Source organism: Terriglobia bacterium (assembly GCA_020072845.1).
GTDB lineage: Bacteria > Acidobacteriota > Terriglobia > Terriglobales > Acidobacteriaceae > JAIQGF01.
In genome coordinates this window covers 380,267-395,130 of sequence record JAIQGF010000011.1, presented here as the reverse complement: position 1 = coordinate 395,130, position 14,864 = coordinate 380,267, and the positions used below count along the sequence as shown (strand labels likewise).

At 61.1% G+C, this 14,864-nt stretch carries 17 protein-coding genes; 6 read left to right on the top strand and 11 right to left on the bottom strand.

Annotated elements, in window-relative coordinates; all coding sequences use genetic code 11:
• The first annotated feature begins 64 nt into the window (after positions 1-64).
• Entirely contained in the window at positions 65-907 is an 843-nt protein-coding gene (locus LAN70_13315) for a hypothetical protein (GenBank protein ID MBZ5512132.1), read from the top strand.
• Between the two features lie 104 nt (positions 908-1,011).
• Here LAN70_13315 and LAN70_13310 read toward each other — a convergent pair whose 3' ends face one another.
• From LAN70_13310 to LAN70_13275, 8 genes are all read right to left on the bottom strand, one after another.
• Positions 1,012-1,407 carry a hypothetical protein gene (locus LAN70_13310; protein MBZ5512131.1) on the bottom strand — a complete coding sequence of 132 codons (396 nt, stop codon included), beginning with the start codon at positions 1,405-1,407 and terminating at the stop codon, positions 1,012-1,014.
• A 182-nt stretch (positions 1,408-1,589) separates the two neighbouring features.
• On the bottom strand, positions 1,590-2,264 hold the full coding sequence (gene fsa / locus LAN70_13305; GenBank protein ID MBZ5512130.1) for a fructose-6-phosphate aldolase: 675 nt from the start codon (positions 2,262-2,264) through the stop codon (positions 1,590-1,592).
• A 136-nt stretch (positions 2,265-2,400) separates the two neighbouring features.
• Complete coding sequence (locus LAN70_13300) at positions 2,401-3,204, bottom strand: fumarylacetoacetate hydrolase family protein (protein ID MBZ5512129.1); 804 nt, start codon at positions 3,202-3,204, stop codon at positions 2,401-2,403.
• 171 nt (positions 3,205-3,375) lie between these two features.
• On the bottom strand, positions 3,376-4,467 hold the full coding sequence (locus LAN70_13295) for a hypothetical protein (GenBank protein MBZ5512128.1): 1,092 nt from the start codon (positions 4,465-4,467) through the stop codon (positions 3,376-3,378).
• 157 nt (positions 4,468-4,624) lie between these two features.
• Positions 4,625-6,040, bottom strand: coding sequence for an ATP-dependent protease ATPase subunit HslU (hslU, locus tag LAN70_13290; protein MBZ5512127.1), 1,416 nt, complete (start codon positions 6,038-6,040; stop codon positions 4,625-4,627).
• Positions 6,041-6,070: 30 nt separating this feature from the next.
• On the bottom strand, positions 6,071-6,484 hold the full coding sequence (locus tag LAN70_13285) for a DUF3052 domain-containing protein (GenBank protein ID MBZ5512126.1): 414 nt from the start codon (positions 6,482-6,484) through the stop codon (positions 6,071-6,073).
• Between the two features lie 120 nt (positions 6,485-6,604).
• On the bottom strand, positions 6,605-7,171 hold the full coding sequence (gene hslV, locus LAN70_13280; GenBank protein MBZ5512125.1) for an ATP-dependent protease subunit HslV: 567 nt from the start codon (positions 7,169-7,171) through the stop codon (positions 6,605-6,607).
• A gap of 64 nt (positions 7,172-7,235) precedes the next feature.
• A complete protein-coding gene (locus LAN70_13275; protein MBZ5512124.1) occupies positions 7,236-7,868 on the bottom strand; it encodes a DoxX family protein in 633 nt (210 codons plus the stop codon).
• 303 nt (positions 7,869-8,171) lie between these two features.
• On the opposite strand from LAN70_13275, the gene LAN70_13270 reads away from it, so the two are divergent.
• A complete protein-coding gene (locus LAN70_13270) occupies positions 8,172-8,549 on the top strand; it encodes a RidA family protein (protein ID MBZ5512123.1) in 378 nt (125 codons plus the stop codon).
• A 5-nt stretch (positions 8,550-8,554) separates the two neighbouring features.
• On the opposite strand, the gene LAN70_13265 is transcribed toward LAN70_13270, so the two are convergent.
• The 3 genes from LAN70_13265 to LAN70_13255 form a co-directional block, all read right to left on the bottom strand.
• Positions 8,555-8,935 (bottom strand): PilZ domain-containing protein, encoded by a 381-nt coding sequence (locus tag LAN70_13265; protein ID MBZ5512122.1) that lies wholly within the window; start codon positions 8,933-8,935, stop codon positions 8,555-8,557.
• A 261-nt stretch (positions 8,936-9,196) separates the two neighbouring features.
• Entirely contained in the window at positions 9,197-9,385 is a 189-nt protein-coding gene (gene rpmB, locus LAN70_13260) for a 50S ribosomal protein L28 (protein ID MBZ5512121.1), read from the bottom strand.
• Positions 9,386-9,558: 173 nt separating this feature from the next.
• Positions 9,559-9,705 carry a hypothetical protein gene (locus LAN70_13255; GenBank protein ID MBZ5512120.1) on the bottom strand — a complete coding sequence of 49 codons (147 nt, stop codon included), beginning with the start codon at positions 9,703-9,705 and terminating at the stop codon, positions 9,559-9,561.
• 36 nt (positions 9,706-9,741) lie between these two features.
• Between LAN70_13255 and LAN70_13250 the strand changes: the two genes are divergently transcribed.
• The 4 genes from LAN70_13250 (at position 9,742) to LAN70_13235 (ending at position 14,818) form a co-directional block, all read left to right on the top strand.
• Entirely contained in the window at positions 9,742-10,155 is a 414-nt protein-coding gene (locus LAN70_13250) for a DUF971 domain-containing protein (protein MBZ5512119.1), read from the top strand.
• A 93-nt stretch (positions 10,156-10,248) separates the two neighbouring features.
• Entirely contained in the window at positions 10,249-12,810 is a 2,562-nt protein-coding gene (locus tag LAN70_13245) for a UvrD-helicase domain-containing protein (protein ID MBZ5512118.1), read from the top strand.
• Between the two features lie 207 nt (positions 12,811-13,017).
• Complete coding sequence (locus LAN70_13240) at positions 13,018-13,176, top strand: hypothetical protein (protein MBZ5512117.1); 159 nt, start codon at positions 13,018-13,020, stop codon at positions 13,174-13,176.
• Between the two features lie 70 nt (positions 13,177-13,246).
• Positions 13,247-14,818 carry an amino acid permease gene (locus LAN70_13235; GenBank protein MBZ5512116.1) on the top strand — a complete coding sequence of 524 codons (1,572 nt, stop codon included), beginning with the start codon at positions 13,247-13,249 and terminating at the stop codon, positions 14,816-14,818.
• Positions 14,819-14,864: the final 46 nt, after the last annotated feature.

Sequence of the window (14,864 nt, the reverse complement as noted above, 5' to 3'; positions counted from 1 at the left end):
TCAAGGCTGAAGACTCCGGAACAGCTATTGCGCCCCGCGAGCGTCTAAAATAAGCACTTCACCTATGAAGCCTTCCATCGTCACCGTGCTTTTCGTCGTGTGTGCTGTTGCAGCCGCCGCTCAGGCCGTCCCCCAATCCTCTGCGCCCTCCGCGTCCTCTGCGACAAGTTCACCGCAATCCTCGCAGGATGCCAATGCGCGCCAGGCCCGCTCGCTGCTCGAGGAATGCATTCAAGCCTTGGGCGGTCAAGCCTGGCTCAACCTTCAGGAGATGGAGCAGCAAGGGCGTGCGTACGCCTACTCACACGGCCAGCCGAACAGTCTCGGCACCCTGTTCTGGAGGTTTTGGAAATATCCCGACAAGGAGCGTATCGAGCTCACCAAGCAGCGCGACGTGGTCTTCATCAACGTCGGCGAGAACGGGTACGAAATCACCTACAAGGGCACAGCCGCCATGGAACCCGATCAACTCGCCGACTACAACCGCCGCCAGCGCCATTCGCTCGAGGTCGTCCTGCGCCAATGGCTGAACCAACCGGGCATCGCGCTCTTCTACGACGGCCCCGCCGTGGCCGAGCAAAAGCCCGCCGACTCGGTCACCATCCTGACCGCCGACAATGATTCCGTCACGCTCTTCCTCGACAACCACACCCATTTGCCGATCAAGAAAATGTTCGAGTGGCGCGATCCGGCCGACCGCCTGAAGAACGTTGAAGGCGAGATCTTCGACAACTGGCGCCTCGAGCAGGGCATCATGACGCCGCACAGCCTGCTGCGCACCCACAACGGCGATACCACCAACCAGCGCTTCATCACCAACGTGCGCTACAACGCCGACTTGCCCGACTCGCTGTTCCAGGCGGCCATCACCTACGACCCCAACAAACGGCCGGCAAAGCGGCGCTAGAAGGCTTTAGGCTTTAGGCTTTAGGCTTTAGGTTTTAGGTTTTAGAAATTCCACATTTTAAATTGGAAAGCCTAGCGCCCAAAGCCTAGCGCCGAAAGCCTGCTTCAACGCCTGCCGATGCCGGTCCAGCTCTCGGAGATCACGATGGAGTTGCCAGGATTCTGCGGATCGTACCGGACGGAGGCGGACAGGCCCAGCTTGAAGGAGTGAATGTCAAGCAACTGGCGCAGGTGGGTGATGTCCTGCGACGCCTCGTACGACACGCCGCCGACATCGTAGGAATAAATGAGCAGTTGGGTGGGGCCGTGGCCGTTGGCGCTGATTTCCTGCACGTCGAGCACGGTGCCGTCGCAGATGCGGCCCATTTGCGCCAGGCGTTCGCGGCGTTGCCGCTCCCGCTGTTCGGGCGTCATGCGGTGGCTGCGGATCCACTGCCACACCCCCGCGGCAGCCGCGGCCGCTCCTGCCGTCACCGCCGCATACATACGAAGCGCGCTCATACGAATCTCAGGAACAAACCGGCCGGTCCTGCGTGCAAAGTATTACGTCCCCCGACGCCAATGGATTCAGCTTACCTCTTAGATGCCGGATATGCGAGGTTACGATTCGGGTGCGGGGTGGACCACACAAAAAAGCAAACGGCGCGACCTGCGCCGCGCCGCGTCGAACATCCCCGCCCTGGTCATCCCTTTGCAATCAGATCCGCTTCCGCCAGCGCCTTCACCTTCTCCCAGTCTTTCAGGAACGCGTCGAGCCCTTTATCGGTAAGCGGATGCTTGATCATCAGGTCCAGCACCTTGAACGGGATGGTGGCAACGTGCGCGCCGGCCATCGCCGCTTCCACCACGTGCAGCGGATGCCGCAGCGATGCTGCCAGCACCTGCGTCTTGTAGCCGTAGTTGTTGTAGATGTGCACGATCTGGCGCACCAGGTCCATGCCGACGTGGCTGATGTCGTCGAGCCGTCCCACAAACGGGCTCACGTAGGTGGCGCCCGCCTTGGCCACCATCAGCGCCTGGTTAGGCGAGAAGCACAAGGTCAGGTTGGTGCGAATGCCTTTCCCGGCAAGCGTCTTGCAGGCTTTCAAGCCTTCTTTCGTGGTGGGTAGCTTGACCACGACATTCTTGTGCCAGGTGGCGAATTCTTCGGCCTCGCGCACCATGCCCTTGGCCTCCAGCGCGACCACTTCCACGCTGACCGGCCCGTCCACGATGCTGCAGATCTCCAGGATCGTGTCCTTGAACGGCTTGCCTTCTTTGGCGATGAGCGATGGGTTGGTGGTGACTCCGTCGAGGATGCCCATCGCATTGGCCTCGCGGATTTCGTTCAGGTTGGCGGTGTCAATGAAGAACTTCATATGGAACTCAATTATCGCCGATACCCATTGGGTAATTTCGTAAATTTGTAATTTGGCAATTTCGCAGGACGAAGGTCTGATTTTCAAGTTACGAAATTACCAAATTACACAATTACCAAATTGCGCGATTGCCTTTCTACTCGTCTACGACGGAATTGCGCAGCGTGCCCACGCCCGGAATGGTGATTTCCACGACATCGCCGGCGTGCAACGGCCCCACGCCTTCGGGCGTTCCAGTAGCGATCACATCGCCGGGCACAAGCGTCATGGCCGCGGTGATGTGGCGGAATATAACATCCAGCGGGAAGATGAAATCGGCGGTGGTGCCGTGCTGCCGAACCTCGGAATTGATGCGGGTTTCCACCTCGATCCCCGCCCACGGATCCAACCCGTCCACCACCACCGGGCCGACGGGAGTGAAGGTGTCGAAGCCCTTGGCGCGAGCCCACTGGTTTTCTTTTTTCTGCAGGTCGCGCGCGGTGACATCGTTCAGGATGGTATAGCCGAAGATGTAGTCGCGCACGTCCTCGCCTTCGCGCACGCGGTAGCAGGTCTTGCCGATCACCACCGCCAGCTCGCCTTCGTAGTGCACGTTCTGCGACAGTTTGGGCAGGCGGATTTCCGCGCCGGGGTCGGCCAGCGACGACGGCGGCTTGAAGAAGATCAGTGGCTCGGTGGGAACCTCATTCCCCAATTCGAGCGCATGCGCCTTGTAATTGCGCCCCACGCAGACGATTTTCGACGGCAGCACCGGCGTCAGCAGCTTGGCGTCCTCGAGCGGGATGGGATCAATGCGTTTCGAGGCCGCGTCTTCGTCGGGAATGCGCGCGCACGCATCGGACTTGAAGACGCGGGTGATCAGCTCCCGCCCCGTGGACCCTTCGGTCTCCACCAGCGCGAATTGAGGTTCGTTGTTGATCAGCAGTCGGCAGTATTTCATTTCAATCCTTTAAAGCCTCTTACCGCAAGGGACGCTGAGGACCGCAAAGGAAAATCAATACTAAACATGAGCTCAGAAGTTGTTCATCGAGCGTTTGATTCCGTCTTCCACTGATAATTCCGCGGCAATCATGTTTTGCGTTCCTTTGCGTACTTTGCGGTTCAATGTTTCTTACGGCACCCTCTCAGATGTTTCGTCGGACCGCGGACTCTCGTTCCCTCGCAGATCCACCGCCGTTACAGCATAGAAGTATTGGTGTCCCGACGTCACCTCCCGGTCGCGGTAGGCCGGCGCCTTCACCAGCTCGTTGTTGACCTTCACCGGCGGCTGATCTGCCTGGCGCCGGTAGACGTTGTACCCGGCGAGATCAGCCTCGGTGTTCGGCGCCCAGGTCAAATCCACAAACGGCGGCTGGCCAACGCCGCTCGCCACCGCTTGTAACCCCGCGGGCGCGGCGGGCGGGAAAACGTCATGCGTGACGACCTTTGCCTCGGGCGTCGGCTCCCCCGGCACTTCAACTTGGGTTCCGCCAGGCCTGGTTACGGTGGTTATCGCAACGACGCGGTAGAAATACGTCTTCTCCCACTCGAAGTTCGTGTCCGAAAACGCGAACTGCTTGCGGGCCATATTGATTTCAGGCGCTTCGGCCATGGCCGGACCAAGATCGACGTCTCCGCCCCCTTCAGCGCGGCGGAACACGTGGTATGCAAAGCTGAGGTTCGCACTTCGGCGTGCGGCAACACCATATCCTGTCCAACGCAGAACAACGGCATCGGAGGTGACATTCGCCTCGACGCTGCCGAGCGGTTCCAGCGTCGGCGCCAGCGGTACCTCCACCTGGTTCGACAATCCCGCGCTGCGCCCGCGCGCGTTCAGCGACTCCAGTGCGTAGGTCGCGAAGCCAGTAAGATTCTGCTGCTGTAAATCCATCGGCAGCGTATCCGCGTAAACCCTCTGCTCCGGTTTGGCGCCCTTGGCCACTGCCGGAACGGCTGGCAACTCCGCCACTTGCGGGCACTGCACCATGGCCGTGGTGTTTACGCCGCGGCAAATGCGCACCGGGCCGGGATGACGGATGTTCTGCTTGTCGGTGGTCTCGCGCGGCGCGGTCCAGATGAGCGTGACCTTGTCGCCCTGCCGGGTTGCCGCCAGATCCGTCACCGGATGCGGCAATTCCAACGACGGCGGGCGCGGCGCGCCTGGCGTTCCGCACGCCGTCAGACACAACATCCCCGTCAGCCCGAGATGAAGCTGCCATTTCATGAAAGCAAAACAGGGTAACAGAGGATTTGTAATTGGTAATTTCTAATTTGTAGTTTCCACGCCCATGAATTTCTGGCTAAAGCAAAGGCCCGGTTGCTCACCGGGCCAAATTACAAATTACAAATTGCAAATTACCAATTCCAGGCGGAACTCATTGCTACAAAATATACCTGGACAGGTCCTGGTCCTTCACAATCTCCGCCAGCATCTTGCGCACGTAATCGGCGTCCACGGTGACGTTCTTTTCTTTCATGTCGGGCGCTTCGAAGCTGATCACATCGAGCACGCGCTCCATGATGGTGTGCAACCGCCGCGCGCCGATGTTCTCCGTGCCTTCGTTGACCCGCGCCGCGAAATTTGCCACTTCCTCCAGCGCGCCCGGCGTGAATTCCAGTCTCAGGCCTTCGGTCTCCAGCAGCGCCGTGTACTGCTTCACCAGAGACGACTTCGGCTCCGTCAAAATCTTGATGAAATCCTCAATGGTGAGCGATTGCAATTCGACGCGGATGGGAAAGCGGCCCTGCAGTTCGGGAATCAGGTCGCTTGGCTTCGAGACGTGGAACGCTCCCGCGGCGATGAACAGGATGTGGTCGGTGCGCACCATGCCGTAGCGCGTGTTCACCGTGGTGCCTTCGATGATCGGCAGGATGTCCCTCTGCACGCCCTCGCGCGACACGTCGGGTCCGTGGCCGCTTTCCCGCCCGGCGATCTTGTCAATCTCGTCGAGGAAAACGATGCCCGACTGCTCGACGCGCTCCACCGCGATGCGCGTCACCTGGTCCATGTCAATCAGCCGCTGCTCTTCTTCCTGCACCAGGTACTCAAAGGCCTCGTTGACCTTCATCTTCCGCTTCTTGGTGCGCTGGCCGAAGATGTTGGGCAGCATGTCCTTGATGTTGACGTCCATCTCCTCGATGCCCTGGTTGGAGACGATCTCGAACGCCGGAAAGGATTTTTCGCGCACATCGAGTTCTACGATGCGGTCGTCCAGCTTGCCTTCCCGCAACTGCTGGCGCAGCTTTTCGCGGGTGCGGGAGTTTGATTCGCCGGGATGAATGACCTCGATGGCCCCCGACCCGCCATCCCCGCGCGGCGTACTGCTGAACCCGACGTTGGCGGGCAACAGCAGGTCGAGCAGCCGTTCCTCGGCGTTCAGTTCGGCCTTGTCCTGCACGTCCTCCAGCTTTTCCTCGCGCACCATGTCAATCGCGATCTCGACCAGGTCGCGGATCATGGACTCGACATCGCGCCCGACGTACCCGACTTCGGTGAACTTCGAGGCTTCCACCTTCAGGAACGGCGAACTCGCCAGCTTCGCCAGCCGGCGCGCGATCTCGGTCTTGCCCACGCCGGTCGGGCCGATCATGATGATGTTCTTGGGAATGACCTCTTCCGCCAGCTCCGGCGTGAGTTTCTGCCGCCGCATGCGGTTGCGCAGCGCGATGGCCACCGCGCGTTTGGCCGCGTTTTGGCCGACCACGTACTTGTCGAGCTCGGCGACGATTTCCCGCGGCGTCAGCTCGTCCAGTCCGATACTTTCTTCTTCCGCGGTTTGGGGTAGATAAATAGCCATAAAAGCAGTTTCAAAGTTTCAGTTTCAGTTTCAGCCGGCGCGGCCCGCGGCTTTCGCTTGAGCCTTGCGGCGGTAAAATTTCAGGCCGGACCAGGTCTCGTCAATGGCGCAGACCTTCACGTCCACCCAGCCCAGCGGCAACCCGATTTCCCGCACCACATCCTCGGTCAGGTCGGTGGCCACGCCGGATGCTTTCTTCGGCCACGAAACCCATACCATGCCGCCGCCGGCAACACGTTGCAACAGCGGCGCGAAAGCATTCTTCAACTCGGCCGCACTCTTGACGAAAAGCAGGGCGAAATCCACATCCCCGGCGCGCACCGTTTTCGCTTCGGCGGCCAGTTCCGAGATATCAAACCCGCCGGGCCGGTTCACAAACTGTACCCGGGCGCCCGGCTTGATCCCGAGCTTCTTCACCAGCGGCGTTCCCGAATACCCTGCCATCCTGTCATTTGTAATTTGCAATTTCAAATTTGTAATCTGTCGGACGTGCCGGATGATCGCGCAACAGCAAATGCCCACAATTGCAAATTACAAATTGCAAATTACCAATTACAAATCCCCCTACAGCTCCTCGAAGGTGAACTGCTCATTGGTATAGATGCACATGCGGCCGGCGATCTTCATCGCTTCCTCGGCGATCATGCGCGCCGACAGCCCGGTATGCGCTGCCAGGGCCTGGGCTGCCGCCTGGGCATACGGGCCTCCGCTGCCGATCGCCGCAATCCCGGAATCGGGCTCGATCACGTCGCCCGCGCCGCTGATCAGGAAAGTCTGGGTGTGGTCGGCCACCAGCAGCAGCGCCTCCAGGTGCCGCAGCGCCTTGTCGGTACGCCAATCTTTGGCCAGTTCCACCGCCGCCCGGCCCAGGTTCCCATGGTATTGCTCGAGCTTCGATTCAAAGCGGCTGAACAGCGAGAAGGCATCGGCGGTCGACCCAGCGAACCCGGCCAGGATCTTGTCCTGGTAAAGGCGCCGGATCTTGCGGGCCGAGTGCTTGACGATGCTTTCCCCCAGCGTGACCTGGCCATCCCCAGCCATGACCACTTTGCCATCCTTGCGGACGGACAGCACGGTCGTGGAGCGGATTTTCGGGAAATGGCGGTCGGATACTGCTCGCGGCGCTTTCATTAGAGCTGATTCGATTATAGCAGCCGCAATACCCAGCGTTCCGCGCGCAAGTCCGGCGTGGACTTCAGATCCTCAGCTTGAACCTGTCGGAATCGGTGTGGGGCTCCTGCGGAGCCTCGTCGTTTTCGTTGCGGTAGGACCGGCCGTAGAATTTGACTTCCGGAATGGCGGAGGTCTCCAACTCGCCGTCCGCTTCCGGATGCTCCCACTTGCGATGGCGGCGGTGGTGATACAGCGATCCCAGCCCCAGGTTTTCTCCCGCGTGCCCAAAGCCGAATAGCACGAAAAGGAACAACAGCGCCAGCAGCTTGCAGCTATTGTCGAGGTAGCGCCACATGGGTTCGTTCGGTCCAGGCACATTCCAGGTGGCGAGCATCAGTTGAACCATGTACACCGAGCCCAGGAGGGAGATGGGGCGAACCGCCAACCCGAGCACCAGCCCCACACCGATGAACAATTCGGTGAAGCCGACCAGCACGGCGTACCCGCCCGTATGCTGCCAAATGAAGGTGTCGAGGAACTCGCCGTAAAACCCCACAGCGGCGCCGTGGGTCGCTTCCCAAACAAAGTGCGGGAACTCGACTTTGGCGAATTCCCATGACGAGATCTTGTGTGCGGCGGCGAACAGGAACAGGACACCCGTCAGGATTCGAACTACGGCCAGCGTCTTGCGCAGCCGCGAGTGTGAATATGCCATGGCAGCTCCCGGCGTCCGGAGGCAGGCTCTCCTGCCCCCATCATCTAGCCATTCCGTCCCGGAAACCAAGACATTTCTGCACCAAGATTGTTGCAAATCTTTGTACCAACATCATTTGCAAGGCTTTGCACTGTCAGCAGTTGGCGCCGATTCGCGGCGGCGCTGAATGGATGGGGTGGTTATCAGGACATTACGACCCCGGTAACCAGCCGGGGTGGGACGAATGCTGCCGCATCGTCCTACTGCTACAATTTCCGGTTTTGCGGTGCGCCCGACGCAACTCATGGAAACATCGGAGAGAACATGCGCGAAGTGATCGCCACCACCAAAGCTCCCAAAGCTATCGGCCCGTACTCGCAGGCGATTCGCGCCGGCGGGATGGTCTTTTGTTCCGGCCAGATCGCGCTTGATCCCGCCACCAACCAGCTGATCCAGGGCGACATCGCCGCCCAGACCGAGCGCGTGCTGAAGAACCTCTCGGCCGTGTTGTGGGAGGCCGGAAGCAACCTGGATCAGGTGGTCAAGACCACCGTCTTCCTGAAATCCATGAACGATTTCGCCGCCATGAACGAGGTTTACGGCAAGTTTTTCACCAAGCAGCCGCCGGCCCGCTCCACGGTGGAAGCGGCCCGCCTGCCCAAGGACGTTCTGGTGGAGATTGACGTAATTGCCGTGTTGTAGGCGATTCAGTCGGGTTTCTTGCGTTGCCCGATAACGCTGAAGGCAAGCAGCGCCAGCCGTTGTTCCCGCAAGAGATTCAGAAACTGCACACCGATCGCTCCGCGACGGCAATACCGCACCAGTGCCTTCACATGAATCGGCCCGCCCGGTATCCGCAACTCCAGTGACACGATGGTGTCCACGGCGTAGGGTGCGCTGCTCAAGAAACACATCCCGTCGTCGTTGATATCGGCGGCCAGTCCGAAGTGAGTGGCCATGCCTTGCCCATGCATGAGGGGGAACCGCACCAGCCAGCGTGGCGAAGCGCGATCTTCATCTGTCTCCCTTTGTGCCGGCATCAGAACCCGACACGCCAGCGCGAAACTGTCCACTTCCACCAGGTCCATACCCTCTCCTCCCACAGGAGCTACGTGGGTCCAACCTACCTGCACTTGGATGGCGCAACAACGTCACGCAGGTAACAGCTTCGCCGTCGGACAGGTAACGGTACCGAGGTGGAATTGACTCCGGAGAAAGCAAAACCGGCCATTGCGGCCGGTTGACTAATCCATTTTCCGTGGTTGCCCAGATCAAGGTCGGTCAGCGTCACGGCCCTAACGCCTGAAGACTGACGACTGGAGACTGGCGACTGGAGACTGGCGACTGGGTTACGCCTTCACTACTTTCCCGCTGCGCAGACACGACGTGCACACGTGCAGCTTCTTGGTGGCGCCCTTCACCTTGGCGCGCACCGGGCGCAGGTTGACGTTCCAACGCCGCTTGGTGACGTTGTGGGCGTGGCTGATGTTGTTGCCGAACTGCGGTCCCTTGCCGCAGACATCACAAATTTGTGCCATGACTGCTCAGAATCCTTCCATTCCCAGTGGGGCAAAACATAGATTTTACAGGAGCTGCGCTGATTTGGCCAGCAGAGCACGATCGCAGGTTAGAATCAGAAGAGCGGATGAAAGCCGAACCGAACGCAACAAAGCGACGCAAGAAACTGACGCGACGACAAGCGGCGCGAAGACTAGCCGACATCATCCTTGAGCACTTGTCGCAGTTCCCTGTTGAAGAACAGCACCGGCGAATCGACGCCTTCAGCAAGTCCGTTGATCGGCTTCGCGCCCGAAAATCCAAGACTCAGAATACGAGCACCACACGCTAAGTTGGCCACGCGATGCTCGCTTTCGCCCTGTGCGATACTAGCTCCATGCCTCCCGCAGCCCAGCCCAGCCCCAAGTCGGTGAAGGTTCACCTCTCCACCGGCGCCGGCATGGACATTGAGTGGATGGACGGGCACAAGAGCATTTACACGTTTCAGTACCTGCGCGATGCCTGCCCCTGCGCCCTGTGCAACGACGAGCGCGTCAAGCAGAACCGCGAACCCGGCGAGCGTCCCAAGCCCGCTCCCGGCGTGCTGCCCATGTACACTCCACCGCCGAAAGCGACGGTCGCCGAAGCCGTCGGTAAGTACGCCATCCGCTTCACCTGGAGCGACGGCCACGAGCACGGCATCTTCTCCTGGGACTTCCTGCGCGAGTTCTGCCCCTGCCGCGAGTGCTCCAGCCTGCGCCGCGAGATGAAACCGCCGGACGCAGGCGTCACGCGCACGGTGCCGCACTGAAGGTGAGGCGTTTAGCGGGCGTGAGCGGAGCGGGAGCCCGTTACCGAAATCCCGAGCGAAGCGAGGGACCTCCCACGCGTTAAACTGGTGTCAGTGACTTTCCTCGACGAACTCAATCCCCAGCAGCGCGAAGCGGTCGAAACCGCCGACGGGTCGATCCTCATCCTCGCCGGCGCCGGTTCGGGCAAGACCCGCGTCATCACTTACCGCATCGCGCATCTGATCGAAAACCTGGGAGTGCAGCCCGAGGCCATCCTGGCGGTCACCTTCACCAACAAAGCCGCTTCCGAGATGGCCGAGCGCGTCGAGCACCTGGTCGGCGGACGCTCCTTCGCCAAGCCGTGGATCTCGACCTTCCACTCCATGTGCGTGCGCATGTTGCGCCGCGACATCGAGGCGCTGCGCGTCAACAATGTCGGCTACCGCAAGGATTTCGCCATCTACGACGAAGCCGACCAGCAATCGCTGGTCAAGCAGGCCATCCGCCGCCTCGGCCTTGACGACAAGCAACTCACGCCGCGCTCCGTGCTGGCGCGCATCTCCTGGGCGAAGAACCACATGCTCGACCCGCAGGAAACGTTTCTGCAATCCTCCGACCCGAAATCGGAGCAGGTGGCGCACGTCTACGAGATCTACCGCCAGGAATTGCGCAAGGCCAACGCCATGGATTTCGACGACCTGCTGTTGGAGACCGTGCGCCTGCTCAAGGTCGCCGAACCGGTGCGCCATTACTGGAACCGCCGCTTCCAGTACATCCTGATTGACGAGTACCAGGACACCAACCGCCCGCAGTACGAGCTCATGCGCCTGCTCGCCGGCGAGCGCCGCAACATCTGCGCCGTCGGTGACGAGGACCAGTCCATTTATTCCTGGCGCGGCGCCGACATCCGCAACATTCTGGAGTTCGAAAAAGATTTCGGCGACGCCAAGATCATCCGCCTGGAGCAGAATTACCGTTCCACCCAGAACATCCTCAGCGCCGCTAGCGCCGTGGTCGCCAACAACGTCAAGCGCAAGGGCAAGAACCTGTGGACCTCGCGCCAGGGCGGCAACAACATCGGGTATTACGAAGCCCCCGACGGCGAGAACGAAGCCCTGTTTGCCGCCGACCTTTTCTCCAAGTACCTGCAGCAATCGGCGCAGGAGGGCATGGATGAAGCCCGCGCCCGCGCCGCCGTGCTCTACCGCACCAACGCGCAATCGCGCCTCTTTGAAGAGGCGATGCGGCGCTACCAGTTGCCCTACCACGTGGTCGGGGGATTCTCGTTCTACGAACGCGCCGAGATCAAGGACATGATCTCGTATCTCAAGGTCGTGCAGAATGCCGACGACTCCATCGCGCTGATGCGTGTCATCAACACCCCGGCGCGCGGCATCGGCCGCACCACGCTCGACACGCTGGAGCGCATCGGGCTGGAAACCGGAACTTCGCTGTGGGGCGCGATTGGCAACGCCATTGACGGCGTGCTCCTGCCGCCGCGCGCGGTCGCCTCGCTGAAGAATTTCCGCGAGATCATTGAGGGCGGACGCGCCATGCTCGCCGGCGCCTATGCCCAGTGGCTTGGCGACTCCATCGACGAGAGCCCCAGCGAGCCCGAAGATCGAACCGCACCCGACGCCGCTCCGCCCACCGGCGCCGATGAGTCCTTCGACTTCGGCGCGAATGCGGGCGCCGCCGCTGCCGGCGACTCAGAAGCGAGCGATGTTCCCGCCAGCGGCGACCCGCGTCCCGGCACCACCGCCGAGCTGCTCAAATACCTCCTCGACCGCACCGGCTACATCAAGCAGCTCGAGGAAGAGGACACACCCGAATCGCTGGCCCGCGTCGAGAACCTGCGCGAGCTGGTCAACGCCGCCATGGATTCGCGTGACCGCGGCGAGTCGCTCCAGGAGTTCCTCGACCACGCCGCGCTGGTCAGCGACCAGGATCAGTACGACGCTTCCGCCAAGATCACGCTCATGACCCTGCACTCCGCCAAGGGCCTGGAGTTTCCCCTGGTGTTTCTGGCGGGCATGGAGGAGGGCCTGTTCCCGCACTCGCGGACGTTCCTCAATCCCGACGATGTTGAGGAAGAGCGCCGCCTCTGTTACGTCGGCATGACCCGCGCCATGGACCAGCTCATCGTCAGCCGCGCGCGCTACCGCCGCCGTTACGGCACCGATATGCCGGAGGCATCGATCGCGTCGCGTTTCCTCGAGGAGATTCCGCCGCAATTGCTGGACGACCTGGGCGCGCCGCGGCGTTCCGCCTGGAGCGAAACCGATCGTGCGGCACACGCGCCCTCGCGTGCCGAGTCCGATGACGGCTACTCCTCGGCTCACTACGACTACGAAAGTGAAGACCAGCGCCCGGCGTACCCCCGCCAGCAGCGCGCCGCGTACTCGAATTCGCATCCGACCTACAACTCGATTGACAACATCGCCGAGTTCTTCGCCTCGCGTGGGAAAAAATTTGCTCGGCCGAAAATCGAAGTTCCCGCCGCTCCCGGGCGCACCGGCTTTCGTCCCGGCCAGCGCGTCAAGCACCCGAAATACGGCGAGGGAACGGTGTACAAGCGCGAGGGCGACGGAGACGACGCGAAGCTTACGGTACAATTCCCAAGATTCGGTCTGAAGAAGCTGGTCGAGAAGTATGCGCAACTGGAGCGGGTTTAAGACAGGCTTCAGGCTCTAGGCCTCAGGCTCAAGGCTTCAGGCTCTAAGCCGTGCGCTATGGAATGCAGGCGTCACGACGGTACCAAGCGCGCGCAGCGCGCCAAAGAATGTGTAGCCCACGGCGTAAGCCGTGGGTCAGGAAGTAGCACCAGATCGAGCCCGCTTTAGCGGGCGACAGAAGTTCTAATCCAACTCTAGCGAGAACTCATGAACACGGAAGCACTGTCGAAGGAAGAACGCAAGAAGGTCAAGCGCGCGGCCCGCAAGAAGGCCTCGATTGAGAAACCGAAAAAGAAACGCGACTACGCCCGCGGCTCCAAGAAGCGCAAAGTGAAAAAGATGGTGCGCGGCCAGGCGAAACGTTAACCATCGGCCTTCGGCCGCCGGTACACGGCGGCTGAAGGCTTTTCTATACTGAACTGAAACTGAAACTCTCTTGGCCGACTCAACCGCGACGACCGACAAGAATTCAGCTAAGCACACCGGCTCCCAGCTTCTCGCCCGCAAATCCATCGACAAGCTGATTGCCGACTCCGAGGAGCCCGAGCACCGGCTCAAGAAGACCCTCGGCCCGTGGAGCCTGACCGCGCTCGGCATCGGCGCGATTATCGGCAGCGGCATTTTCGTGCTCACCGGCACGGCTGCCGCCGGCGAACACTTCGAAGTCCCCTCCATCCTGCACGCGCAGGTGCTCGACCTGATCGCCAACTTCCTGCGACACGGATCGAGCGCGGGTGCGCTGATGCACGGTCGCCCGCCAGCCGGCCCGGCCATCGCGATCTCCTTCATCCTGGTCGCCGTCGCCTGCAGCTTCGCCGGGCTGTGCTATGCCGAGCTCGCCTCCATGATCCCCATCGCCGGCAGCGCGTACACCTATTCCTACGCCACGCTCGGCGAAATCTTCGCCTGGATCATCGGCTGGGACCTGATTCTGGAGTACGCGGTCAGCAACGTCGCGGTCGCCGTCGGATTCAGCGGATATCTGAAAGCGCAGCTCGCCGCCTTTGGCATCGTCTTGCCCGATGTCTGGTCCAGCGCCGTGTACGCCTCGGGAAAATTGACCGGTGCATACTTCAATGTGCCGGCGTTTCTCGTCGTCTTCGTCCTCACGATTCTGCTGGTGCGCGGCGTGCGCGAGTCGGCCGAAACCAACAACATCATGGTTGCCGTCAAGCTGACGGCGATCGTGATCTTCCTGATCGTGGGCGGCATGCTGGTGCGCCCGGCGAACTGGCATCCATTCATGCCCTCGGGATTCGCCGGCGTGGTCACCGGCGGCGCCATCATTTTCTTCACCTACATCGGCTTCGACTCGGTCTCCACCGCCGCCGAAGAATCCAAGAATCCGCAGAAAGACATTCCCTTCGGCATCATCGCCTCGCTCATCGTGTGCACAATTCTGTATGTCGGTGTGGCGCTGGTGCTGCTCGGCATGATGAAGTACACCACCTTCACCGAGGGCGCGGCCGCCGAGGCCCCGGTCGCCTACGCGCTCAAGCAGCTTGGCGCCAGCCGCGTGTGGCAGTCGGTCATCATCATCGGCGCGCTCACCGGAATGCTCTCGTCGCTGCTGGTCTTTCAGTACGGCCAGACGCGCATCTGGTTCGCCATGTCGCGCGACGGCCTGCTCCCGCGCATCTTTTCCGCCGTGCACAAGAAGTTCAAGACGCCGCACTGGTCCACCTGGATCGCGGGATTCGCGGTTGGCATTCCGGCCGGAGTCGTGGACATCGGCGACGCCGCCGACTTGTCGAACATCGGCACATTGTTTGCCTTCGTGCTCGTCTCCCTGGGCGTCATCTTCCTGCGCCGCACGCAACCCGACCGCCCGCGCGGATTCCGCGTCCCGCTCGTGCCGCTGTTCCCGCTGATCTCGGTGGTGCTCTGCGGCGGCCTGATGACCGGGCTCACCGTCATCACCTGGATTCGCTTCTTCGTCTGGCTGGCGATCGGCTTGTGCATTTATTTCCTGTGGAGCCGCCGGCATTCAGAGTTCGCTCGGCACTGAGCAACGAACGATGAACACAGAGACACAGAGACAGAGAGAAATACAT